The 23,448-nt window shown below is 54.3% G+C and carries 22 protein-coding genes; 7 read left to right on the top strand and 15 right to left on the bottom strand.

Annotated elements, in window-relative coordinates; all coding sequences use genetic code 11:
* The first annotated feature begins 96 nt into the window (after nt 1-96).
* Entirely contained in the window at nt 97-567 is a 471-nt protein-coding gene (locus ACTHYN_RS12435; RefSeq protein WP_441812771.1) for a DUF4442 domain-containing protein, read from the top strand.
* On the opposite strand, the gene ACTHYN_RS12430 is transcribed toward ACTHYN_RS12435, so the two are convergent.
* From ACTHYN_RS12430 to ACTHYN_RS12405, 6 genes are all read right to left on the bottom strand, one after another.
* Nucleotides 564-1,817 carry a D-amino acid dehydrogenase gene (locus ACTHYN_RS12430; RefSeq protein WP_441812770.1) on the bottom strand — a complete coding sequence of 418 codons (1,254 nt, stop codon included), beginning with the start codon at nt 1,815-1,817 and terminating at the stop codon, nt 564-566. The genes ACTHYN_RS12435 and ACTHYN_RS12430 overlap by 4 nt on opposite strands.
* A gap of 33 nt (nt 1,818-1,850) precedes the next feature.
* Nucleotides 1,851-2,207 (bottom strand): translation initiation factor Sui1, encoded by a 357-nt coding sequence (locus tag ACTHYN_RS12425; RefSeq protein WP_441812769.1) that lies wholly within the window; start codon nt 2,205-2,207, stop codon nt 1,851-1,853.
* Between the two features lie 79 nt (nt 2,208-2,286).
* Complete coding sequence (locus tag ACTHYN_RS12420; RefSeq protein WP_441812768.1) at nt 2,287-2,817, bottom strand: DUF4136 domain-containing protein; 531 nt, start codon at nt 2,815-2,817, stop codon at nt 2,287-2,289.
* A 74-nt stretch (nt 2,818-2,891) separates the two neighbouring features.
* The gene (locus ACTHYN_RS12415) at nt 2,892-3,497 is read right to left on the bottom strand and encodes a YigZ family protein (RefSeq protein ID WP_441812767.1); all 606 of its coding nucleotides are present in this window, start codon (nt 3,495-3,497) and stop codon (nt 2,892-2,894) included.
* Between the two features lie 19 nt (nt 3,498-3,516).
* Nucleotides 3,517-4,833, bottom strand: coding sequence for a sensor histidine kinase (locus tag ACTHYN_RS12410; protein WP_441812766.1), 1,317 nt, complete (start codon nt 4,831-4,833; stop codon nt 3,517-3,519).
* Nucleotides 4,830-5,516: a response regulator transcription factor gene (locus ACTHYN_RS12405; protein WP_441812765.1), complete on the bottom strand. Its 687-nt coding sequence runs from the start codon at nt 5,514-5,516 to the stop codon at nt 4,830-4,832. Before ACTHYN_RS12405 ends, ACTHYN_RS12410 begins: the two co-directional genes overlap by 4 nt.
* 336 nt (nt 5,517-5,852) lie before the next feature.
* On the opposite strand from ACTHYN_RS12405, the gene ACTHYN_RS12400 reads away from it, so the two are divergent.
* Nucleotides 5,853-7,019, top strand: coding sequence for a GNAT family N-acetyltransferase (locus ACTHYN_RS12400; protein WP_441812764.1), 1,167 nt, complete (start codon nt 5,853-5,855; stop codon nt 7,017-7,019).
* Between the two features lie 39 nt (nt 7,020-7,058).
* Here ACTHYN_RS12400 and ACTHYN_RS12395 read toward each other — a convergent pair whose 3' ends face one another.
* From ACTHYN_RS12395 to ACTHYN_RS12375, 5 genes are all read right to left on the bottom strand, one after another.
* A complete protein-coding gene (locus tag ACTHYN_RS12395) occupies nt 7,059-7,274 on the bottom strand; it encodes a dodecin (RefSeq protein ID WP_441812763.1) in 216 nt (71 codons plus the stop codon).
* Nucleotides 7,275-7,340: 66 nt separating this feature from the next.
* A complete protein-coding gene (locus ACTHYN_RS12390; protein ID WP_441812762.1) occupies nt 7,341-8,030 on the bottom strand; it encodes a PEP-CTERM sorting domain-containing protein in 690 nt (229 codons plus the stop codon).
* 266 nt (nt 8,031-8,296) lie between these two features.
* Entirely contained in the window at nt 8,297-8,608 is a 312-nt protein-coding gene (locus tag ACTHYN_RS12385) for an AzlD family protein (protein WP_441812761.1), read from the bottom strand.
* Nucleotides 8,605-9,336: an AzlC family ABC transporter permease gene (locus ACTHYN_RS12380; RefSeq protein WP_441812760.1), complete on the bottom strand. Its 732-nt coding sequence runs from the start codon at nt 9,334-9,336 to the stop codon at nt 8,605-8,607. Before ACTHYN_RS12380 ends, ACTHYN_RS12385 begins: the two co-directional genes overlap by 4 nt.
* A gap of 83 nt (nt 9,337-9,419) precedes the next feature.
* Entirely contained in the window at nt 9,420-10,136 is a 717-nt protein-coding gene (locus ACTHYN_RS12375) for a mechanosensitive ion channel family protein (protein WP_441812759.1), read from the bottom strand.
* A 418-nt stretch (nt 10,137-10,554) separates the two neighbouring features.
* Here ACTHYN_RS12375 and ACTHYN_RS12370 point away from each other — a divergent pair, with 418 nt between their 5' ends.
* The 5 genes from ACTHYN_RS12370 (at nt 10,555) to ACTHYN_RS12350 (ending at nt 19,025) form a co-directional block, all read left to right on the top strand.
* Nucleotides 10,555-11,655 carry a Leu/Phe/Val dehydrogenase gene (locus ACTHYN_RS12370; RefSeq protein WP_441812758.1) on the top strand — a complete coding sequence of 367 codons (1,101 nt, stop codon included), beginning with the start codon at nt 10,555-10,557 and terminating at the stop codon, nt 11,653-11,655.
* A gap of 85 nt (nt 11,656-11,740) precedes the next feature.
* Nucleotides 11,741-13,150: a sodium-dependent transporter gene (locus tag ACTHYN_RS12365; protein WP_441812757.1), complete on the top strand. Its 1,410-nt coding sequence runs from the start codon at nt 11,741-11,743 to the stop codon at nt 13,148-13,150.
* A gap of 323 nt (nt 13,151-13,473) precedes the next feature.
* Complete coding sequence (locus tag ACTHYN_RS12360; RefSeq protein ID WP_441812756.1) at nt 13,474-14,721, top strand: efflux RND transporter periplasmic adaptor subunit; 1,248 nt, start codon at nt 13,474-13,476, stop codon at nt 14,719-14,721.
* The gene (locus ACTHYN_RS12355; protein ID WP_441812755.1) at nt 14,718-17,912 is read left to right on the top strand and encodes an efflux RND transporter permease subunit; all 3,195 of its coding nucleotides are present in this window, start codon (nt 14,718-14,720) and stop codon (nt 17,910-17,912) included. Before ACTHYN_RS12360 ends, ACTHYN_RS12355 begins: the two co-directional genes overlap by 4 nt.
* Nucleotides 17,913-17,972: 60 nt before the next feature.
* The gene (locus ACTHYN_RS12350) at nt 17,973-19,025 is read left to right on the top strand and encodes a sodium:calcium antiporter (protein WP_441812754.1); all 1,053 of its coding nucleotides are present in this window, start codon (nt 17,973-17,975) and stop codon (nt 19,023-19,025) included.
* Here the strand turns inward: ACTHYN_RS12350 and ACTHYN_RS12345 are convergent.
* From ACTHYN_RS12345 to ACTHYN_RS12330, 4 genes are all read right to left on the bottom strand, one after another.
* A complete protein-coding gene (locus ACTHYN_RS12345; protein WP_441812753.1) occupies nt 19,022-19,927 on the bottom strand; it encodes an NAD-dependent protein deacetylase in 906 nt (301 codons plus the stop codon). The two genes, ACTHYN_RS12350 and ACTHYN_RS12345, sit on opposite strands and share 4 nt — an antisense overlap.
* Before the next feature lie 16 nt (nt 19,928-19,943).
* The gene (locus ACTHYN_RS12340; RefSeq protein ID WP_441812752.1) at nt 19,944-20,675 is read right to left on the bottom strand and encodes a spermidine synthase; all 732 of its coding nucleotides are present in this window, start codon (nt 20,673-20,675) and stop codon (nt 19,944-19,946) included.
* A 181-nt stretch (nt 20,676-20,856) separates the two neighbouring features.
* Entirely contained in the window at nt 20,857-21,420 is a 564-nt protein-coding gene (locus tag ACTHYN_RS12335) for a DUF1415 domain-containing protein (RefSeq protein WP_441812751.1), read from the bottom strand.
* Nucleotides 21,421-21,595: 175 nt separating this feature from the next.
* Nucleotides 21,596-23,182 (bottom strand): ABC-F family ATPase, encoded by a 1,587-nt coding sequence (locus ACTHYN_RS12330; protein WP_441812750.1) that lies wholly within the window; start codon nt 23,180-23,182, stop codon nt 21,596-21,598.
* Nucleotides 23,183-23,448 lie beyond the last annotated feature (266 nt).

Below are 23,448 nucleotides of genomic sequence, written 5' to 3'. Positions count from 1 at the left end.
ATGGCCCGCAAGGTTTTCCTGCGGGCCATTTTTATTTTTCATCGTATAATCCCCGCCTCAATTTTTCACTCACAGCCATGAAAGAGCCATACCACCATGATGTCAAAACTGCGCAACTGGATAGCCAGCCCTGACGGCGTGCGTAAAATAATGAACGTTTACGGCCCATATGCCGGTGCTGGTGTGAAAGTTACTCACATTGCAGATGACTATAGTTCAGCCTCGGTAGAAATGAATCTGCGCTGGTACAACACCAACTATGTGGGCACCCACTTTGGCGGCTCGCTATACAGTATGGTTGATCCTATGTATATGCTGTTACTGATGAACAGCCTGGGTAAGGAATACGTTGTGTGGGACAAATCTGCCTGCATCGACTTCATCCGCCCAGGCAAAGGCCGGGTAACAGCGCACTTTGAGCTTACAAAAGAGAGGCTTGAGAAAATCCGCATGGCCACCGAAAGCGGCGATAAAATGCTACCCCAGTGGGATGTGGATATTGTGGATGAGAAAGGTGAACTGGTCGCCCGGGTGAACAAGGTTCTGTATGTCAGAAAGAAGCGTTAACCTCCGCAGAAAATGAAATCCACCTCAGGCTTTCGACCATCAACAATATCGGCCAATGCAGCGGCTGAACCGCAGGAGTGCGTCCAGCCCAGGGTGCCATGGCCGGTATTCAGATAAAGATTGCCAAAATAGCTTCTGCCTATGTAGGGCACATTTGAGGGGGTAGCTGGGCGCAAACCTGTCCAGAACCCGGCTTCATCCCAGTGCCCCGCATCAGGCATGATCTCTGCGGTTCGGCGCACAATGGCGCGACAACGGGTGTAATCAAGGGTACGGGTGTACCCGCTCAACTCTGCGGTTCCAGCTACCCTTATCCGGTCGCCAAGCCGTGAATAAACAAGCTTGTATTCATCATCAGTCAGGCTGACATTGAACGCGGCTTCTTCGTTCTTTACCGGTACGGTGATGGAGTAGCCTTTGGCGGGATAGATGTTCAGAAACAGCCCAATCTGCTTTGCAAGTACAGTACTGAAGCTACCCAGGCTGAGCACGTAAGCATCGGCGCGCAGCGTTTCGTGATGGCCCTCCTTCAAAACCTGAACTCCTAGAATTCGCTCACTCGCACGCTCAAAGCCAAGAACATCTGTGCCATAGCAAAACTCAACGCCAGCTTCACGGCAGCGCTCAGCCAGGGCCTGTGTAAACTTACAGGCGTCACCGGATTCGTCATCCGACGTGTAGGTTGCTCCCGCTATTTTGTGCTGAACAGGTTTGAGTGCCGGTTCCAACTCTACAGCCCTGCCCGCATCAATCACTTGGCGATCACATCCCAGGTCACGCATGATGCGGGCTGGCTCAAGCGCTGCATCAAACTCGGCCGGGTTGGTATAAAAGTGAAGAATGCCCTTATCCACCTGATCGTATTCAAGCCCGATTTCCTCGCGCAAAGCTTGTAACCGGGTGCGGCTATATGTGCCAAGGTTAACCATCTGGCGAATATTGTGGGCTGCTTTCGCGGAGGTACACTGGGCCAGAAATGACATGGCCCAACGCCATTGGGCGGGGTCCATCTTCGGGCGGAATAACAGAGGTGCGTCTGCCCGAAACAGCCACTTCAGCACTTTCAAAGGCGCAGAGGGGTTGGCCCAGGGCTCTGCATGGGAAACAGACACCTGCCCTCCGTTGGCATAGCTGGTTTCCAGGCCGGCCCGACTCTGACGGTCTACAACCGTTACCTGGTGCCCCTGCTTCTGCAAAAACCAGGCAGTGGTTACACCAATGACTCCCGCACCCAAAACCAGTATGTGCATACTTACTTCCTTTCAAAGAAACTGTGTGTTTTATCAGCCGCCGGAGCGTTTCACAACCCAGCCTTTTTGTTCCAGAAGAGGCACAAGCACATCCCGCTGGTCACCCTGAATTTCAACCACACCGTCTTTCACCGTGCCACCAGTACCGCACTTTGCCTTTAACACCTTGGCGTAGGCCTTAAGCTCTTTTTCATCCATGGGAATACCGGCAACCAGAGTAACACCCTTACCTTTGCGCCCCTTGGTTTCACGGCTTACCCGCACAATACCGTCGCCTGAAGGTCGCGAAACCTGTTGGCAGGTACAGCTGTCAACCGGGTTGCGGCACTCCGGGCACATTCGCCCCTGCTCGGTTGAAAACACCAACCCGCCTGAAGATTTTTTAGCCATTTATTCTCCGTAAATCTGCTACCCAACCTCACGCCCCAACAGAAGCATTCGGCCGGCAAAACGCCTGATAATCTGTTTTTCAGTCCCGTTCAGGAGGATACTTGCTGAACATCTCGGCCACTACCTCATCAATCAGCTTTCGGCGCTTTTCCGGAGACTGGTTTTCATTCAGGTAACGGCGACTTGCGGCACGCCATACAACCTCTTCAGAGCTGCTGTCTACAAGCTCGATCACCAGTTTTCCTTCCTGCACTTCCCGTGTCGGCGGCGGTGCAGAAAGCCCCCAGCCAAAGTGGCCTGTACCAAAACCGAAACCAAGCCCTAAACCGGATTGTTCCGTGCGCTCGTGCTCTACAATCTGCCAGCTCACCAAAAGGTCTGCCTCCGGCTTGCCAACCCTGGGCATCTCTTTATGCTTCAGCTCCCGCTCGACGGCGCCCTGAACACGGCTTCCATCCAGAGAAACAAATGAAGACTTACCGTTTCCCGGCGCAAAAGCCCAGGATGAGTAGTCGCCAAAAACCGCAGAGGAGCTGTAATCAGTAACCACGTTACTGGCACACCCAGTCATGGTTAGAGTCACCAGCGCTACCATCAGAAAACGAATCATTGCTTGCTCCTTAGTGTCTGAACGCTCTTTAGCAGTATACGCACAGGATTCATACTCGACGCGTTTTCGCGGTGTCATGTTTCAAAACGGTAATCCAGTTTATGCGCTTCACAAAACGCTGTGAAGGCATCCATTTTGTCTTCCGGCACGAGCACCCGCGCAGAAACCAAAGCACTGTAACCGATTGAATCCAGCTCAGCAGAATGCACATCACACCAATGCCGCAGCGGCTGCTCGTCAGCAAAACCCATGGTTATATTTACTGCGCCCACTGGCTTTTGAACAATTCGACCGACCTCTGAAAGCACGCTTTCCGCGGCTCCGGCGTATGCTCTCACAAGCCCCCCGGCGCCCAGTTTAATGCCGCCAAAATAACGAATTACCATCACCAGAACGTCGCCCATGTCTTTGTGCTGAATAACACTGAGAATCGGCTTTCCTGCAGTACCCGAAGGTTCGCCATCGTCGTTCATGCCCGCTTCGGCGGCAGACCCCGGACGCCCGATCTGGTAGGCCCAACAAATATGGCGCGCATCCGGGTGATCCTTATGCGCAATCTCCAGCCACTTCTTTACCTCATCGCGAGACCCAACAGGCGCTACCCGGGCAATAAAGCGGCTTTTCTTTATTTCGATGTTACGCTCAAGGTAGCCTGCAGGTACCGGGTAATTTTTCTTCATGCACATGCCTGTGGTTTTATTAATCGACCGCGAATACCGGTAACCGGGCCACTACCTGCAAGCCACCGCGTTCACTATTGTTTGCAGTGATGGTTCCGTCATGGGCCAAAACAATGTCTTTTGCGATGGCCAGTCCCAGCCCCCAGCCCTGGCCGCCCCGGGACTTATCTACCCGGAAGAAAGGCTCAAAAAGGTGATCCAGTATGTTTTCTGCAACGCCCGGCCCTTCATCCTCAATCACAAAACTTATCCAGCCAGATGATAACACCAGTGCTACATGGACAGTGTTACCCGGCGGCGTATGATCCAGGGCATTTTGCAGGATATTGTCAAACGCCCGCTGCAACAGACCTGAATCGCCCAGCACAGACACACCAGTGCTTTCAGGCATGGAATCCAGCTTGCACTCTACTCTCTGGAGTTTTGCGTAATCGGCCGCATCCCGTAATACCTGGTTCAGCAACTCCACAGGCCGAACGGGTCTCCGGGCAATATCGCCTCCCTGTTCAACAATCCGGTATAACGTCAGTATCTGGCCAGTCATTACCTCAAGACGCTCATTCTGGCGCAGAATGCTGCTCATCAACTCTTGTTCTACTTCGCCCTCACTGGCCAGCTCAATAGCCACCCTTTGTCGCGCCAACGGCGTTCGTAAGTCATGGGAAATATCCCGCAACAAATGTTTTTGCCGTTCCAATAACGTACAAAGCTGATCGGTCATGGCATTAAACGCTGTGGCGAGTTGTCCCACTTCATCTCTGCGCGTTGCGATTCGGTCATCCACTCTCAGTTCGGTATTGCCTCCGGCAATAGCTTGCGCCGTGGTTTCCATATGCCTCATGGGCTGCGACACAAAACGTGCAATCAGCCAGCAAGCCAGGGTAATTAAAACAAACGCCAATCCCATTTCCATAAACCGGAAGACCCGGGGCTCCAACCAGCCTTCCCCGTGCATTTTCGGCCAGGCAATCAGGCGATACCCATCGCCAACGTCCACAATCGCAGGCTTTTGTCGATACCAACCGGATTTGATCCGTGAACGAATAGCCGAGGGTAAATGCTTGTCGCCCTCCGCGCTGATCATCATAAGGTGCAGGCCCAGCTCATCCCCCTGGGCATTGAGGAATCTGTGAGCCCCCCTACGCCCTTGGTTTTCCCGAATAGCAGCCACCTCGAATCCAAGATCCCGCAGCTCAAGCTGGCGCTCAATGGCCGCGCGCTCGCGATCCAGTAATACCCGGGATGCAAGATTGCTAACCACCACCGTTACCGCCATGGCCAGCCAGATCAGCAGGAATATTCGCCAGAATAACGGAACCATCAGTCGGCGCTTCATACTGGCACCCGATAACTGTAGCCAAGACCACGCACTGTCTCGATCCTCGGCGGGTCATCATTGCCCAGCTTCTTACGAAGATTACTGATGTGCATATCCAGAGTGCGGTCGTAAGCCTCCAAACGGCGCCCCAATGCCCACTGCATCAAATCTGTTTTGCGCACCACACTGCCGGCATGGGCCAGCAGCACCTGCAAAATTTCGTATTCTGTAGCGGTCAGCTCCAGCGGCTCGTTATCCTGATAAATACGGCGGTGATCGAGCTCAACCCGCAAATCCCCATAGTGCCGGGCTTCGTCTGCTTGCGCCTTTTGATCCCAAGCCACCCGGCGCAATATCGCTTGTAACCGAGCCACCAACTCACGGGGGTTACACGGCTTTGGAATATAATCATCCGCTCCCACCTCCAGCCCTGCAATGCGGTCCATTTCATCGCCCCGGGCCGTTAACAACACCACCGGCAAGTGGGTTTCAGCGCGCAACTCTCGCAACACCTCAAGACCGTTAATATCCGGCAGCATGATATCCAGAACCACAATGTCGCAGTGCTGCCCAAGTGCCAGCGCCAGCCCATCTTTACCATTAGCGGCCTCACGTACGGTGAATCCCTGGCCATTTAAATAGCGGGCAAGCAATTCACGTAGCTCGTCGTCATCTTCTACCAGCAGGACTCTGTTCGGCATCGCTAGTCTCTACCCTGATTTTGTTAATCGATGTATGCTTAAAGCGTTGCGCAAAGTCTAACACGGGCCTTGGAACCTGCTGACTCAGGCCCTGGCTGCTTTGCAGAACCTTTACATACCATTGACGCTGGTTTACCCACACTCGCAGTACCATAGCTGTGAATCGTGCTTATGCCGAAAACAGCCAGGCGACTCAAGCTAAACGATGAACAGCGTCAGAAGCGCATGGAGAAATAGCAAAAGAAAATGGAAAAGCGCTGCGAACAGTCACAAAAGTGATCACGCACGTAGTTTTGACGTAAGGTAGCAGGAGCGATTAAGGAGCCTGCACCAGCTATGTCAGAACCCGCAGTATCATCTATAAAGCTTGAAACCTGTCAGTCTATTTCCGATATCCCGAGGGAGACATGGGAACGGCTGGCAGGCACTGGCAATCCGTTTCTCCGTTACGAGTTTTTCGAGGCGCTGGAAACCTCCCGCTGCACCAGCGAAGCAACCGGCTGGACGCCCAGCCACCTGGTATTTCGCGTAGATGGCGAAATTGCCGGTATCGCGCCGGCTTACCTGAAAACCCACTCCATGGGCGAGTATGTGTTTGACTGGGCCTGGGCCGACGCCTATCGTCGTTATGGCATGGAATACTACCCAAAGCTCCTGCTAGCCGTGCCGTTTACACCCTCGCAAGGGCCGAGGTTACTGCTGCACTCAAAACTCCGCGACCTGCTTGATGCCAGAAGGCTCCACGACTTTCTGGACACCCTCATAGCTCGCCTGGGAGCCCACTCCTGGCACATTTTGTTCCCTAACGCTCAAGACCAGGCCCTGCTGGAACAAGAAGGACAGTTACACCGAATTGGCTGCCAATTTCATTGGCATAATCGCAATTATGAGTGTTTCGACGAGTTCCTGGCTGAACTTACTTCCCGCAAGCGTAAATCTATTCGCAAAGAACGCAGGCAGGTAGCCGAGCAAGACATCACCTTCACCCGGTTTGATGGGCAGGATATATCCGACCACATTCTGGCGACGTTTTATGTGTTCTATCAAGCCACCTACCTTAAACGCGGGCAGCGGCCTTACCTGAACAAGGCGTTTTTTGAACAACTGCGGGAGAACATGCCGGAGCACCTGCATGTAATCATGGCCGTGAAGGATGGAGAGATGATTGCCGGCGCTCTGTTTTTGAGCGGGAAAGACACACTGTATGGCCGTTACTGGGGCTGTCTCGACGAGTACAACCATCTGCACTTTGAGACCTGCTACTATCAAGGCATCGAACTTGCGGTCGAGCTGGGCCTGCAAACGTTCGATGCAGGTGCACAGGGGGAGCACAAATTAGTACGCGGGTTTGAGCCAATGCTGACCCACTCCTGGCATGGCGTTGCGCACCCAGGCTTTCATGATGCCATTGAAACATTCACCCAGGAGGAAGCAGAACAGGTTATGGGGTACTACGAGGACACCAAAACGGTGCTGCCGTTTCGGCAAAAAGACGGAGCCTGATAGAGCACCCTTCGGGCGCTACCCGGCTCCGCACCCGCATCAGTCATCCTTGATTCGAAAACCTATTTTCAGCGACACCTGATAGTGGCCAACCTTGCCATCAACAATGTGCCCACGGGTTTCCATCACTTCGAACCACTCCATACTACGGATACTTTTTGCCGATTCTGTGAGGGCATTTTCAATCGCGTCCTCAATGCTCTTCTCTGACGAACCGACAATTTCGACTTTTTTATACACGTGATTATCGGACATACCTAAGCTCCATTGCATTCAGTGGCTTTCATCAAAAGCCTATAAGGCAATCCGCTATTCGGCAAATCACAGTCTCGTAACCTTGCGTCTTTTTCTGCGGGTTACTCCCAAACCGGCAAGCCCCAATCCCATCAACGCCAAAGCTCCGGGTTCGGGAACACTGACAGTTACAGATCCGCCCGGTGTTGCTGAACCAAAGGTAATGTCATCGTAGCCTGTTTGGTTTGCAGTTCCTGCAAAGTCGATTGAACGGGCCGTGCCTTCAAAAGTTAAACCGATTGAATCCCAGTTGCAGAACTGACCAGATGGGTCCCCCGAACAGTTGTCGGTATATTGAGCAAGCAAATCCAATGTGCCGAGCAACGTACCGGTGGCATTCACGCCGGAATATACATTAACGGAAGCCGCTGTTGAGGACGTATAATAGAATGAAAAACCTGTATCAAAACCTGACGCCAAATTCAGCACTGAAGATCCGGCTGTTAGCCAGAACATAATAGTGTCAGAGCTTGGCTCATTCGCAAAATTGCCGCCACCACCAGCATCTGCGTCAACTATCCCCAAAGTATTCCCCGAAAACTCCACGCCGTAGTCGGTGCCAGAATTACCCTCGGAGTCGGTGCCTCCATTGTAAAAACTGTCAATACTGGCATTGCTTCCTACGCCTTCGAAATCCAACACGATAGGAACCGCCAATACTGGCGCGGCAATGGTAAACACACCCACAGCTAAACAAGCTCTCGTAACTTTATTCATGAGCAATATCCTTGTTTTTATGTATTATTTGGAACAGCACATAAAGTCAAGCAAGCCGCATGCCCATAAACATAAATTTCAAATGCAAGAAAAAACGACCTTCAAGTTCAAAGACCTGGAAGATCACGGCAAAAAACCCGCAATCAGAGAAATACTACCTACCCTCACTGAGTGTTAAATTAGTCGACAAGCTCCTGTTTCGATCAGAGAATTAATTTGCGTTTGGCCAACACCAAATACCGATTCGCAAACTATCTACTTATTACCTAAAACATGTAGCGGACAAGCCCGGCAGCAAGAATACCTGCGGCAATAGCTGGCAGTGGCTTCCTGAGAATGAGCATGGCAACCGCAGTAACCGATAGCGCCGCTATCGCTCCCCCATCCCCGGCAAAAGCCATAGGCACGATAATGGCGATGAGCACGGAGCTGGCCATGGTGTTGATAAAGCTTTCAATGCGAGGGCTTATACGCACGAAGGACATAATAAATACGCCGCCAAACCGGGTGGCCAACGTTACCAATGTCATTATGAGTATCAGCGCCAGAACACCTGCCGTATTGGTTTCAATGGTCATGCTGACTGCTCCCCCTGGTCATCCGGTATCTTTTCCAACCAGAAGAAGCCAACAAGACCACCGGCCAGGGCGCCGGCAACCACGTGGGTATTGGCAGGCAGCCATTTCCAGGCCGCTAAAGACGCAGCAGCGGCCAGCGACCAGGCGACCAACACCCGGGGATTTTTCTTGCCTCCCAATGCCATGGCCAGCAGAAAACAACCCAGCACCATATCCAGGCCAAGGCTTTTCGGGTTCTGCAAAAGCCCGCCGAAATACACCCCTAACCAGGTACCAAGAATCCACGCCAGCCAGAGTACGAGCCCGCCACCCAGAATCACTTCGAGATTGCGCCTGCCGCTTTGATATTCCTGGGCAGACACAGCCCAGTTGGCGTCTGTAAGAAGCAGGATAAGCCCATAACGTTTAGCGGGTGAAACGTCCCTCAACATGGGGTAAAGCGAAGCGCCCATCAAAAGGTGTCGGGAATTGATGGCAAAGACCACGACCATAACGGGAATAACAGAGACTTCCGCTCCCCACATATCAATGGCGGCAAACTGCGACGCACCTGCAAACATCAAGGTGCTCATCAGTAAGGACTGCAGAGGGTCTAGCCCTTGCTGAGCGGCCGCCAATCCAAAGGCAGCTCCAAACGCCACCACAAACAGCGAAATAGGGAACATCCGGATAAGCTCGGAACGAACTTTTGCGGGCTGGAATTGGTAGGTATATTGCACATTTTTCATCTACGCAAGCTAAGTAAATTCTCGCTGCACGCGTATCAGTATTTTCCGCAGGTACCGACTACCAGCATGGCTGGTTGGCCAGTTTACTTGTCAGAAACCGCGCCTGAGTCATCCACCAACCGCGCCCGAACGCGAGGCAAGTATTCCGGATAATGCTTTTGAACGAAGACCACCAGGCCTTCCCGCACCGCACACCGAAGGTCCCAGACCTTACTTGAATCCGGTGCGCTCATCAGGAAGCGTATCTGTAAGGCTTGTTCACTGGAGTCGGTGACCTGCACCGTCTCAATCTTTCCATCCCACTGAGACGATTGTCTGAGCAAACGCCCGAACTCCTCGCGTAACGGCTGTACGGGTATAGCGTAGTCCAGCCAGAGAAAAACCGTACCCAACATGTCAGTGGTGTTGCGCGACCAGTTCTGGAATGGGTTCTCGATAAACCATTGCAATGGCACGATCAGCCGGCGCAGATCCCAAACCCGCAACACCACGTAAGTCGCGGTCACTTCCTCGACCCAGCACCACTCATCCTGGACATGAAGCACATCGTCGATGCGGAATGGTTGTGTGAGTGCAATCTGCATACCTGCCAGCAGATTACCCAGTACCGGGCGGGCCGCAAAACCCAAGGCGCGAGCCGCGGCGTCGAGAAAAATGCGGGGAACAGCCTTGGAACGGGAGAAGCGCCGCGTCAGTGCCAACACAAGCCGATAAGCGGTGTAGGTTGCTAATAGCGCCAACAACGCAGTCGCCCCTGGCAGTAGCCACGCACTAAGACCGGCCTCGATGGACTCCAACATCCTGTACTCCCAGGGCAAAAGTTCCAATGTCTTCAAATTAGCGTATGACCGCAGGTGGAGGCAAAAGAAAGTGAGTCTGCCCCGGTTTTGAAACTGTCAGAACCGGTTCAGACATCACATCTGCAATTGACGTCTGCACTCACACAGATTAGTTTACATCCAGTCCAGCCTCACAAGGGTTGTCTCCTTCGGGAGATACGGACACCTGAAATCAAACGCCGGCCACAAGCCGGACGACAAAAACAACACAACCACTGCCGCCGCGATCCGGCCAGGTGGAGAGGATTTCAAAATGCGTAACCCAGCACGCCTGCAGGGCGTCTTGTGCAATGCACAAAAGTGCCCGTCTGTTAAGATAAGCGCCTTTCATTTCCGCAGGATAACGTCTATCCCAGCCATGGAAGAGAGGTAAGCCGCCATGAACGTATTCAGCCATCCCGAATTTGATAACCACGAACACTTGTCCTTTTTTTGCGACCCGGAAACCGGGCTCAAAGCTATTGTTGCCATACACAACACCTCCCGCGGGCCAGCTCTTGGCGGCTGCAGAATGTTCCCCTATGTCAGCGACGAAGAAGCATTGCGTGATGTATTGCGCCTGTCACGGGGTATGACTTACAAATCGGCACTGGCCAATCTTGACCTGGGCGGTGGCAAATCGGTGATTCTCGGAGACCCTCGCGAACAGAAAACCGAAGCCTTGCTAGAAGCCATGGGCAAACACCTTGAGGGACTTGGCGGCCAGTACATTGCAGCCGAGGATTCCGGTACCAGCGTGCCAGACTTGAAGGTCATGGGGCGGCACACAAAGCACGTTGCGGGTATTATTGAGCACACCGCGTTTGATGGTCAGCCCAGCAATGGCGATCCATCCCCCACCACTGCCTATGGTGTTTTTGTAGGTCTGAAGGCCGCAGTAAAACACAGGCTTGGGCGTGAGGATCTTACTGGCCTGAAAGTGGCTGTTCAGGGTATCGGCAATGTGGGATATCGCGTGGCCCAACACCTGAAAGACGCCGGCGCAGAACTCTGGGTGTACGACATTCACCCGGAGAACATGCAACGCGCGGTGGATGAACTGGGTGCCCATGCCACGTCGGCCGAGGACATTTTGTTCCTGCCGGTAGACGTTATCGCACCCTGCGCCATGGGTGCCATACTGGACGACAACAGCATTCCGCTCCTGAAAGCCACCGTCATTGCAGGCGCAGCCAACAACCTCTTGCAGCGGCCAGATCATGATCAGGCACTGAAAGACCGGGGCATTCTCTATGCGCCAGACTTCGCTATTAATGCCGGCGGTATCATCGATGTGTTCTACGAGCGCACCGGGGCTTCCCCGGAAGAGGTACGTGCCCACGTGGAAGGCATTGGTCAAACTCTTGCCGAGATCTTTACGCGCTCGGATAGCAGCGGCACGCCAACCGGTGCGGTTGCCAACACCCTCGCTGAAGAACGCTTTCGCAAGCGCACAGGCGTTGCCGAAACATTCCATGAGCAGCTTGCGGGCAGCCAATAAATAAAGACATTTGCTTTACGGGGCCGTGAAACACTCGCGGCCTCCACTCTTCCAAACAAAAACAAGTATCTGGCCGGAGACAAATATGTCTGAATCAAATGCGCCCTATTCCGGTGCTATGGAAGGCTCGAACGCTAAACGTGGGCTTTGGTCTTCACGCTTCGCTTTTATTCTTGCGGCCACCGGCTCTGCCGTTGGTTTGGGTAATATCTGGAAATTTCCCTACGTTACCGGTGAAAACGGCGGTGGTGCCTTTGTGCTGATATACCTTCTGTGTATCGCAGCCATTGGTCTACCCATCATGATGGCCGAAGTGTTGATTGGTCGCCGTGGCGGCCGAAGCCCGGTTAATAGCCTTAAACAGATTGCCAAACAGCAAGGGCTTAACCCGGGCTGGCGCGCCGTTGGCGCCGTTGGCGTGCTTGCCGGCTTCCTGATTCTCTCGTTCTACTCGGTAATTGGCGGCTGGGCTGTATCCTATGTGGGCACAGCGGCTACCGGACAACTTGCAGGCCAGTCTGCGGATGCCATTGGTGCCATTTTCTCTGACCTATTGGCTGATCCTGCCACTTTGCTCATGTGGCACAGCCTGTTTATGGCGCTAGTCATATTTGTGGTAGCCAAGGGCGTTCGTGCCGGGCTTGAGCGGGCTGTCAGCATCCTTATGCCGGCCTTGTTCCTGCTTTTGCTCACAGTGGTAGGCTATGCCATGACCACCGGTGAGTTCGGCCGAGCCGTCACCTTCCTGTTCCAGCCAGACTTCTCCAAACTCACTACCTCCGGTGTTCTCGTGGCGCTGGGCCACGCTTTTTTCACTTTGAGTCTCGGCATGGCGGTAATGATGGCCTATGGCTCTTATCTGCCAAAGAACATTTCCATCGCCAAAACGTCTGTTGCCGTGTGCCTGATTGATACCTGCGTGGCACTACTGGCGGGCCTTGCTATTTTTCCGATTGTCTTTGCCAACGGTCTTGAGCCTGGCGCCGGCCCCGGCCTGATTTTTCAGACCCTGCCGCTGGCATTCGGCCAAATGCCCATGGGTAGCCTGTTTGGGACCCTGTTCTTTGTATTACTGATATTTGCCGCCTGGACGTCGGGCATCTCTCTACTGGAGCCCATCGTGGAATGGCTGGAAGAGCAAAAAGGCATGAATCGCACCATCAGTACATTGTGTGCCGGTTTTGTGTGCTGGGCACTGGGTATTGCCTCGATCCTTTCCCTGAACCTGTGGTCGGACTTTGCGCCATTGGGGTGGATTGGCATGCTTGAAGGCAAAACCATTTTTGATCTGCTGGATTTCTTTACCGCCAACATTCTGTTGCCTCTCGGCGGTCTGCTAGTTGCGATATTTGCCGGCTGGGTGATGTCACGCAAGGCGATGGAGAGCGAACTTGCGCTCTCACAGCCCATGTTCCGTCTGTGGTACACCACTGTGCGTTACATTACGCCGGTGGCTGTAGGAACGGTGTTTGTCTACAACCTACTCGGAGCCTGAGCAACGTCAGGCACGGAACCTGCCTATAATTGACCGGGGAGACCTTCAGAGCCTCCCCGGCCTTCCCCATCTTTGCCTCACTATACACTCAGGTTCATCTGGCTACAGATGATCAACTTAGCGCCCACCCATTAAACCGCTTGGCCAACCTCCAAGTGCATCATCACAAGCGACAGCAGGCCAAGAGATAAGCATAGGTCGCTTATAATTCCCGTTGTCACTCTGCTATTATTGTTATGATCAGAATACCAGTTATTACTGGAGCTTCTGTCCAAAACACCTCTTAACACGTTAAGATGTTGATATTTAAAAGGAAAAAAAGAATGATCTCGATAACACGTAACCTGCCCTGGGCTCCAGCGGCCGTGATTGCCCTGATTTTATTATTGGCGGGCTGCAACTCGAGTGACGACAATCAGCAAAAACAGAACGACCAGGGTAGCCAACCCTCGTCCAAAAAGGCTCAGGTCATGGAAATGGCCAGGCGCAACATCAACCTGGAAAAGTCCTATTCCGCCAAACTGGGCAGCGAACGTGAAGTCGTGGTTATCGCCCGCGTATCCGGGATGCTGGAGAAACGAAATTTCGAGCCGGGAGACTCGGTCGAAAAAGGCAAAAGCCTCTACACCATAGAGCCCGTCGTTTATCAAACAACAGTCAATCAGCGCAAGGCAGATGTGGAAAGCGCCAAAGCCAAGCAGCATCGCGCCCAGCAAGACGCCAAACGCTTTCAACGTCTATTGAAACAAAACTCGGTTAGCCGTCAGGATTACGATCAGGCCATGGCGGAGCTGCAGGTATCCAAAGCCAATGTGTCCCAAGCACAAGCGGCGCTGGACAGTGCGCAAGTTAACCTGGACTACACGTCTGTGAATGCACCAGTATCCGGCATCATCAGCTTGAGCAATGTCAACGTGGGCAACGTGGTCGATGCAGGCACCAAACTTGCCACCATTACACCAATGAATCCCATCGAGGTGCGCTTCCAGCTCCCCCAGCAGCAGGCATTCGATTTACGCCAACAGCGTAGCCAGCAGCAGGGTGAGATTACCGCCAGCCTTCAGTTCCCGGATCTACAGCAAAGCGACGAGACACCACCGCTTGAAGGAAAACTCGATTTTCTCGGCTCCCGGGTTGATCAGAACACCAGCACGGTACAGGCGCGTGCGGTTTTCGAAAATCCTGGCGGCAAATTTCTGCCCGGACAGTTTGTACGCGTAAAACTTCAGGGTATGCAGCGCTTCGATGTAATGGCAGTGCCTGAAATCGCCGTGACCCAGGGGTTGATGGGGCCGCAAGTATTCGTGCTGGATGAGGAAAATAAAGCGCGTACTCGCACCATTACTCTGGGCGAACTCGCGGGGCTGCGCCAAATTATTACCGAGGGTCTCGAGACTGGCGATCGAGTGATTGTTAGCGACCCGGGTGGTCTCAAGGCGGGTGACCCCATCGATGCACAGTCGTATTCTGGCAACCCAAAAGAACTCTCCGATCAAGGGGATGAGGATGCTTCCAGCGGCGCCGATTCGTCATCGCAGCCGAAGGCCACGGAACAAGGCGACGACGCATGAATTTTTCCAACTTCTTCATCAGTCGGCCAATTTTTGCCACGGTGCTATCGATCATCATCGTGGTGGTCGGGGCGCTGGCGATCCAGGCTTTGCCAATCAAGCAATACCCCGACGTAGTACCGCCCACGGTGTCGGTAACGGCGACCTTCCCGGGGGCCAACGCGGATACTGTCTCGCAGACCGTGGCAGCGCCACTTGCGGAGGCGATCAATGGGGTCGAGGACATGATCTACATGACCTCAACCAGTTCCGATAACGGCCTGATGAGCCTGAATATCGCCTTTGAAATTGGCACCGATGGCGACACGGCGACCATCAACGTCAACAACAAGGTGCAGTCGGCGCTGTCTCAGTTACCTCAGGCCGTTCAGGGCCAAGGCGTTAAGGTTGAACTACGATCGAGCAACATCCTGCTTCTGGTTGCCCTGCGCTCGCCAGACGGCGAGTACAGTAAGACCTACATGCAGAACTATGCCGTGCTTAATATCCTCAACGAGTTGCGCAACATTCCGGGGGTAGGTAAGGCTGACGCCTTGGGCGGCAGCGAGTTCGCCATGAGAATCTGGCTGGACCCGAACAAACTGGCTCAATACGATCTGACACCGTCGGAAGTGGCGAACGCCATCAAATCACAGAATACCGAGGTGCCTGCAGGCAGCCTTGCCGCTGAACCTCAGTCCGACCCGCGATCCTATACCTATACCATTTCCGCCGGCGGCCGACTGACCAGCGCTGACGAGTTTCGCAATATCCTTTTACGCACCAACCCGGACGGTTCCGCACTCACTTTGCAGGATGTCGCGCGTGTTGAACTCGGCGCCTCATCTTATGCCGTGGACGCCAAGCTCAACGGCGACACCATGGCGCCTATTGTCATCAATCAGCAGCCGGGCTCCAACGCGCTAGACACAGCAGAGCTGGTTAACGAAACCATGGAAAAGCTGGCCAAGCGCTTCCCGGCTGGACTGGAATACGTGGTGCCTTACGATACAACCCTATTCATCAATGCCTCGATCTCGACCGTCACAAAAACGTTTATTGAGGCCTTTCTCATTGTTTCGGTGATCGTGTTCCTGTTCCTGCAGAGTTGGCGCTCCACCCTGATCGCCATGACAGTGGTGCCGGTGTCGGTGCTGGGCGCCTTTGCCGGACTCTACGTGCTGGGTTTTTCGATCAATTTGCTATCGCTGTTCGCAATGATTCTGGCCATAGGCATCGTTGTGGATGATGCCATCCTGGTGGTGGAAAACGTCGAGCGGCTGCTCGAGGAAGAAGAGGACGTTTCAATCACCAAAGCGGTTGTCGAAGGCATGCGCGAGGTGGGCGGGCCGATTATCGCCACCGCGTTTATTATGGCGGCTGTCTTCGTGCCCGTCGCGTTCCTGGGTGGCTTTAGCGGCCAGATATACCAGCAGTTTGCGTTGACCATTGCCATCTCCGTGGCTATTTCTGCGGTCGTGGCGCTCACCTTTACCCCAGCGCTGTCGGCGATTCTCCTCAAGCGGCAAAACCAGGGTAAAGAGTCGAAACTGGCGCGGGCGATACACGCACCGGGAAACTGGTTCAACAAGGGTTTCGACTGGCTAACTCGCGGCTATCTGGTGATTGTTCGCGCCCTGGTCAAACTCTGGGTGTTGACTATAGTGCTCACCATTGGCGTTCTGGCGGTATCCTTTTGGTTTTATGAGACCACACCATCTGGCCTGGTGCCCCAGGAAGATCAGGGCATCGCCCTGGCGTCGGTCAGCCTGCCAGATGCCGCCTCTTCGGCACGAACTTCCGCTTACGTAGATAAGGTCGCCGCCAAGATCGAAAACATTCCCGGCGTCGCTTACGTCTCGGCAATTGCCGGCTACGACGTGCTGAGCGGCTCGGTGAATACCGCTCGCGGCACCATGTTCATCAGCTTGGAGGACTGGGGCCGCCGAGACCTTACTGTCGATGGCATCATCGAACGTGTCAACAAGACTGGAGCGCAAACGCAAGGCGGAACGGTACGCGCCTTCAACCTGCCCCCTATCCCTGGGCTATCGACCACAGGTGGCTTTACCGGCTACCTGCAGTCCCTGGAAGGTGCCGATGCTACCGAGCTGGGCGAGGCAGCCAATAAGGTCATGAAGGCCGCCAGCGAGCGTAAGGAGCTGGCTCAGGTGTTCACCACCTTCAATCCTAATGTACCGGCCTATCGCGCCGAGGTCGATAAGCGCAAGGCACTGAGCTATGGGGTGTCGATACAGGCGCTTAACACAACGCTCTCGAACACGCTGGGTAATGGCTTCGTCAATTACTTTTCCTATCAGAACCGCAACTTCCAGGTACTGTTGCAGAACGAGGCCGAGTATCGTCAATCCACAGATGACTTAAGCAATATTTTCGTTCGCGGCGGTAAGGGTGAACGCATCCCTCTGGCGGAGTTCGTTACGCTCAAGCGCATCACTGCGCCAGCGGCAGCGACTCGCTACAGCGTATACACCGCCGCTCAATTCCAAGGTGGGCCGGCGCCTGGCCATAGCTCCGGCCAGGCCCTCGCCGCAATGGAGGAGGTGGTCAGCGAAACCCTGGGCAGTGGCTGGAGCATGGGCTGGACCGGCACAGCTTACCAGGAGGCCAATACCGGTAATGCAGCGGTGATCGCCATCGCCTTTGGTCTGTTGATGGTGTTCCTTATTCTGTCGGCCCAGTATGAGAGTTGGGCACTGCCTCTGTCGGTGTTGACCGCCGTTCCGTTTGCTTTCATTGGCGCTGTAGGCGGGGTTGCCCTGCGAGGCCTTAACCTGGGTGTCTATGTTGAGGTGGGCATGCTGGTGGTGGTTGGCCTTGCGGCGAAGAACGCCATCCTGATCGTCGAGTTCGCCGAACTGCAACGTCATGAGAAAAACATGTCTATTCGTGAAGCGGCGGAACATGCGGCCGAGCAGCGCTTTCGCCCTATCATCATGACCTCTTTGGCGTTTATTTTCGGCACCCTGCCGCTTGCCATTGCCAGCGGAGCAAGCAGCGCGAGCAGTCATCAGATTGGCACCACTGTAGCGATGGGTATGCTATCAGTGGCGGTGCTTGCAAGCTTCTTCGTACCTTCGTTCTACGCGATGATCGCCGGCTTCTCCGTCTGGCTGGCGCGCAAGCGGGGCAAAGGCGAGGCTAAGCAAGATGAGAGCGGGAGTTACCAGGCAAATTCAGACCCGGCGTAAAGAATGGGCAACGCACTTACACGAGAACCTGAAACTGACTGAATTAATGGTGTGCTCAAGGTGACAATCCCTCCACTGGAAAGCTGGACCCTGCTGCACGCCAGTCTGGTTTTCTGTGTGTGTGCGGCCATCATCGCGGCCGCCGGAACGCGTATCACCCGGGTGGTCGACCAACTGGCTGACCGTACCGGGATTGGAGAGGCGGCCGCGGGGGCCGTGCTGCTGGGCGCGTCAACGTCTCTGGGTGGCTCGGTTCTCTCAGTCACCGCCGCATGGAACGGCCATGCCGAACTGGCAGTCAGTAACGCGCTGGGTGGCATTGCTGTTCAAACGTTTTTTCTGGCGGTTGCCGACATGGTCTACCGTCGGGCCAACCTGGAACATGCCGCGGCGTCGGTTCCAAACATGATGCAAAACGGGTTGCTGATTTGCCTGCTCGCATTGATCCTGTTCGCGCCATACCTGCCAGACATTACCGTTGGCGGGATTCATCCGGTAACGCCGGTACTGCTTGTGGCCTATTTCTACGGCATTTACCTGGTGCGCACCGCTTCAGAATCGCCCATGTGGCTGCCATCCGTTACCCAGGAAACCCGCGAAGACAAGCCCGACGACGTAACGGCGATGCCTCCCCTGTCTCGCCTTTGGGTCGAGTTTCTGTTGTTAATGGCCATTCTGGGTATCGCAGGCTGGGCGCTGGAGCCCGCGGCTTCGGTGATTGCCAGCAAGACAAACCTGACACAGACTGTGGTCGGGGTGCTACTCACAGCCATCAGCACCTCGATTCCCGAACTCGTGACATCTATTGCTGCGGTCCGCCGTGGTGCGCTTACCTTGGCGGTGGGCGGCATTATCGGTGGTAATGCCTTTGACACTTTGTTCACCGCCGCTTCGGACATCGCCTATCGGAAGGGCTCGATCTACCACGCGATGCCCGAAGATTCAAAATTCTGGGCGGTTCTCACGTTGCTGATGTCAGGCGTACTCATGATGGGGCTGATCCGTCGCGAACGCCATGGCATAGGGAAGATTGGCACGGAAAGCGCCGTCATTATGGCTTTATACGTTTGCGGGGTCGTGTTACTGCTTGGTGGTATTCAGGCCGCAAACTAGGGGTGATCCAGGGAGGCCTTCAGGGTCTCCCCGATTCTTGCATTCAGCTTCAAATCCGCCAGCTCCTCCGCCCGCGTTCTACCCAGGTTAAGGGTAGCAATAGGCTTGCCGAGTTCTTTGGCGTACCTACAAAAGCGAAAGCCTGAGTACACCATCAACGACGAACCGATCACCAACAGGCCATCACTGGCCTTGAGTGCGTCCAATGCTGACTGCACCCTTTGCTTGGGCACATAATCGCCGAAAAACACCACATCTGGCTTCAGAATGCCGCTACAGTGAGGGCAATCTGCCACACGAAACGCTGAGAAATTAACGTTTAAATCCGCATCCCCATCCGGAGCAGTATCCGCTTTGTACTGCCCGAAACCCGGATTGAGATCCGCACAGCGGTCGTGCACGTGATCCCTGGGGCATCGGTACCCACAACTCATGCACAGTGCTTCATCTGCGCGACCATGCAGGTCGCTCACACCGTGGGTGCCGGCTTTCTGATGCAGACGGTCGACATTCTGGGTAACAACCAAACTGGAGTGATTACGCAGTTCGAGATCAGCAATGTGGTAGTGGGCGGGATTGGGCGTGGCATTGCGAATAACTGGCCAGCCAATCAGGCTGCGCCCCCAATATCGCTGGCGGGTTTCATGGTTGTCCATAAAATCCTGATGCTGAACCGGCTGCTTGCGTTTCCAGGCGCCTTCTCCATCGCGGTAATCGGGAATACCGGAATCCGTGCTAACACCCGCACCGGTCAAAATCAGGAGTTTGGGATAACGGTGAATAAAATCCGCCAGCAACCCTCCTGCCTGTTCCGGCTCGTGCAAAACCGAAGGTTCATCCAGCTCGGGAAGACGCTGGTTTGCACTGAAGGGGCGAGTACGGTGGGTAGTCACTGGCGGCATGCACACTCCGGTCGGCTTAGCCCGGTTTGCGGGCCACGTATACGGTATTGAAAGATTCTCTGTTCTGGAACGGGTTGTAGAAGCTCACGACGTGGCAGATCACCTCGGTGAAGACTTCACGCAACACGTTCATGAATACGGTATCTTCACCCTCATTGGACCACATGGCAAAGATACCACGAGGTTTAAGCTGCTGGGCCATGCGGCTGATGTTTTCAGTGGTGTAAAAGCTGGCGTTTGAATCGTTCAGCAAAGCGCGGGGCGAGTGGTCGATATCCAGCAAAATGGCATCAAACTCTTTGCCTGGCACTTCGGGGTCGAAGCCACCAGACGGTGAACCGGCAACTGCAAGATCAAAGAAGCTGCCGTGAACATAGCGGCTGCGGGAATCGGCGTTGATGTCTTTGCCGAGGGGCACATATTCTTGCTGGTGCCAGTGGATAACCGGCTCCAGGTACTCAACAATCAGCAACTCCCCTACCCGTTCATGTTTGAGGGCGGCCACGGCGGTATAGCCAAGGCCCAGGCCGCCAACCACAACGCTGAGGTTGTCGCCTTCGGTTTCACCTATCCCAAGATCAGAGAGGGCAACTTCGGCGTCCACAAACATGCTGGACATGAGAAATTCTTCGCCGAGTTTTACTTCGTAAATGTCTCGATCGCCCAATGCCGGAATACGGCGACGACGCAGGGTAATCTCTCCAATTTCGGAAGGCTGGCTATCAATTTGCTCGAAAAGACGTCCCACGGTGTTGCCTCTTTCTAGTCTTTGACTTGTCTATCGTCGGGCCTGCACCAATTCTGTACCGTGCAAGCGCCGGTGGGTACCCCTCTCCCAAAAACCGCTGTGAATACATCCCTGTACGCTTGGCTCCGCCATCCATGGCTCCGCACATTTTTGGGAGAGGGGTACCCACCGGCTCTACTATCTACTCCCCTGCATTCTCCGAGCCCTTCAAGCTGTCGATCAGAGTCGCTCGCATTTTCCCGGCACCGAGTTTGTTCATCAGTTCAATATTACGAGGCGGAATTCCATCCACATCCGGATGGCTATCAATCGCGGCTTCCAGACTGGCTTCGCGCAACAGATGCAACATGGGGAACGGCGAACGGTTGGTGTAGTTCTCCGCTGCATCTGGTTTTGTGTCTGCAAATTGGTAATCCGGGTGAAAACTGGCGATTTGGTAAATACCTTCCATATCCAGATATGTGAGCAACCCATCCGCAGCGTCCAGAAACTCATTATAGAGGCCGAAGTCCTGCATGACGTGGGGATGAATCAGCACAGTGGTTTCGATTTCCGGCTCGTCTTCCAGGCGCAGAAGCTCAGAATGCAGAGCCTGGAGCAGCGAATCCTCATTACCGGCTTCTGAAACCACAAACCTCACGCGGTTCCTGACCAACTCCCGCTTGGCGAACGGACACAGGTTGTAGCCAACCACAACGTCTTCAACCCATTTTTGGGTTGCTTGAACTACAAATTCTTCACTCACACAAAGCTCCTTTGGCTGTTGATCCAAACCACAAAAGTCAGATCGGGTAGGCTGGCAGGGCTGTCCAAAAATGTGCGGAGCCATGGATGGCGGAGCCAAGCGTACAAGGACGTATCAACAGCGGTTTTTGGACAGCCCTGCCAGCCTGCCCTAGCCCCCGCAGTGTAATGAGATTCTAGACGTACCCTTGACTGCGAAGGTAATCGTCATAGCTGCCGCTAAAGTCCGTAATACCCTCAGGCGTCAATTCAATAATCCGGGTCGCCAATGAAGATACAAACTCACGGTCGTGACTGACGAAAATCAGCGTACCCGGATAATTCTCAAGCGCCAGGTTCAACGCCTCGATGGACTCCATATCCAGGTGGTTGGTGGGCTCATCCATCAGCATTACATTCGGCTTTTTCAGAATCAGTTTGCCAAATAGCATGCGCCCCTGCTCACCGCCGGAAATAACCCGCACCGATTTGCCAATGTCATCGCCCGAGAACAGCATGCGCCCCAGGGTGCCCCGCACCAACTGCTCGCCATCTGTGGTCCACTGAGCCATCCAGTCTGTCAGCGTGTCATCGGAATCAAAGTCTGCACCGTGATCCTGGGCGTAGTAGCCCAGGTCTGCGCTGTCTGTCCATTTGATCTCGCCGCTGTCCGGCTCATAGGCCCCCGCAAGACACTGCAACAGCGTGGTTTTACCAATACCGTTGGGGCCAATGATAGCCACGCGTTCGCCAGCTTCAACCTGCAGGTTCAGTTTATTAAACAGCGTGTTGCCATCGAAACCCTTCGTCAGATCCCGAATGGTGACCGCCTGGCGGTGTAGCTTTTTACCCTGCTCAAAACGGATAAACGGGCTCACACGGCTGGAAGGTTTTACTTCATCCAGTTGGATTTTATCGATCTGGCGCGCACGTGACGTAGCCTGCTTTGCTTTCGAGGCGTTGGCCGAGAAGCGACTGACAAACTGCTGCAGCTCTGCAATCTGGGCCTTTTTCTTGGCGTTGTCTGCATGCAGGCGTTCACGGGCCTGGGTGGCGGCGATCATGTACTCATCATAGTTCCCCGGGAACAACTTCAGCTCGCCGTAATCCAGATCCGCCATATGGGTACACACGCTGTTCAGGAAGTGGCGGTCGTGGGAAATAATGATCATGGTACTGCTGCGGGCCACCAGTATGTTTTCCAGCCAGCGAATAGTGTTGATGTCCAGGTGGTTGGTGGGCTCGTCCAGCAGCAGTACGTCCGGGTCCGAGAACAGTGCCTGAGCCAGCAGTACCCGCAGTTTCCAGCCCGGGGCCAGGTTGCTCATGGGGCCTTCGTGCTGGTCCAGTGGAATATCCAGGCCCAGAAGCAGTTCGCCGGCCCGGGATTCGGCGGTGTAGCCGTCCATTTCAGCAAACTGCACCTCCAGATCGGCTACGGCCATGCCATCTTCTTCGCTCATTTCAGCCAATGAGTAAATGCGATCACGCTCCTGCTTCACTTGCCACAGCTCTTCATGGCCCATGATTACGGTGTCCATCACCGTGCAATCCTCATAGGCAAACTGATCCTGGCGCAGCTTACCCAGCCGGATATTCGGGTCCAGCATTACCTGTCCGGCTGAGGGTTCAAGATCGCTGCCAAGGATTTTCATAAGGGTGGATTTGCCGCAGCCGTTGGCTCCGATCAAACCATAACGATGGCCGTTACCAAACTTGGCAGACACGTTTTCAAACAGGGGCTTGGCCCCGAATTGCATGGTAATGTTAGCAGTAGAGATCAAGAAACAAACCTATAGATGTAGGGGCCAGCGCCTGTTGTTCTGCTTGGCCGGCAAAAGAAAGCGCGCATTGTACAGGTTTGCGGGAGCAATCGTGAGATCGCAGAAACACCGATAAAAAGACTTGCCTCAGGCGACCGGTACGGGCAGCATTTGGCTCTCTGCCTCGCTTATTCGTAGGCGTTTTTCATCTGACTCATTAAAGGAAACTAAACATGGCACAGGCAACCGCACGCCACATTCTGGTAGACAGCGAAGCAAAGTGTGAA

Source organism: Marinobacter sp. (genome assembly GCF_052091845.1).
In the GTDB taxonomy this organism is placed as follows: Bacteria; Pseudomonadota; Gammaproteobacteria; order Pseudomonadales; family Oleiphilaceae; genus Marinobacter.
The sequence above is the reverse complement of the archived record's forward strand: the minus strand, read 5'-3'. Positions and strand labels throughout refer to the sequence as shown.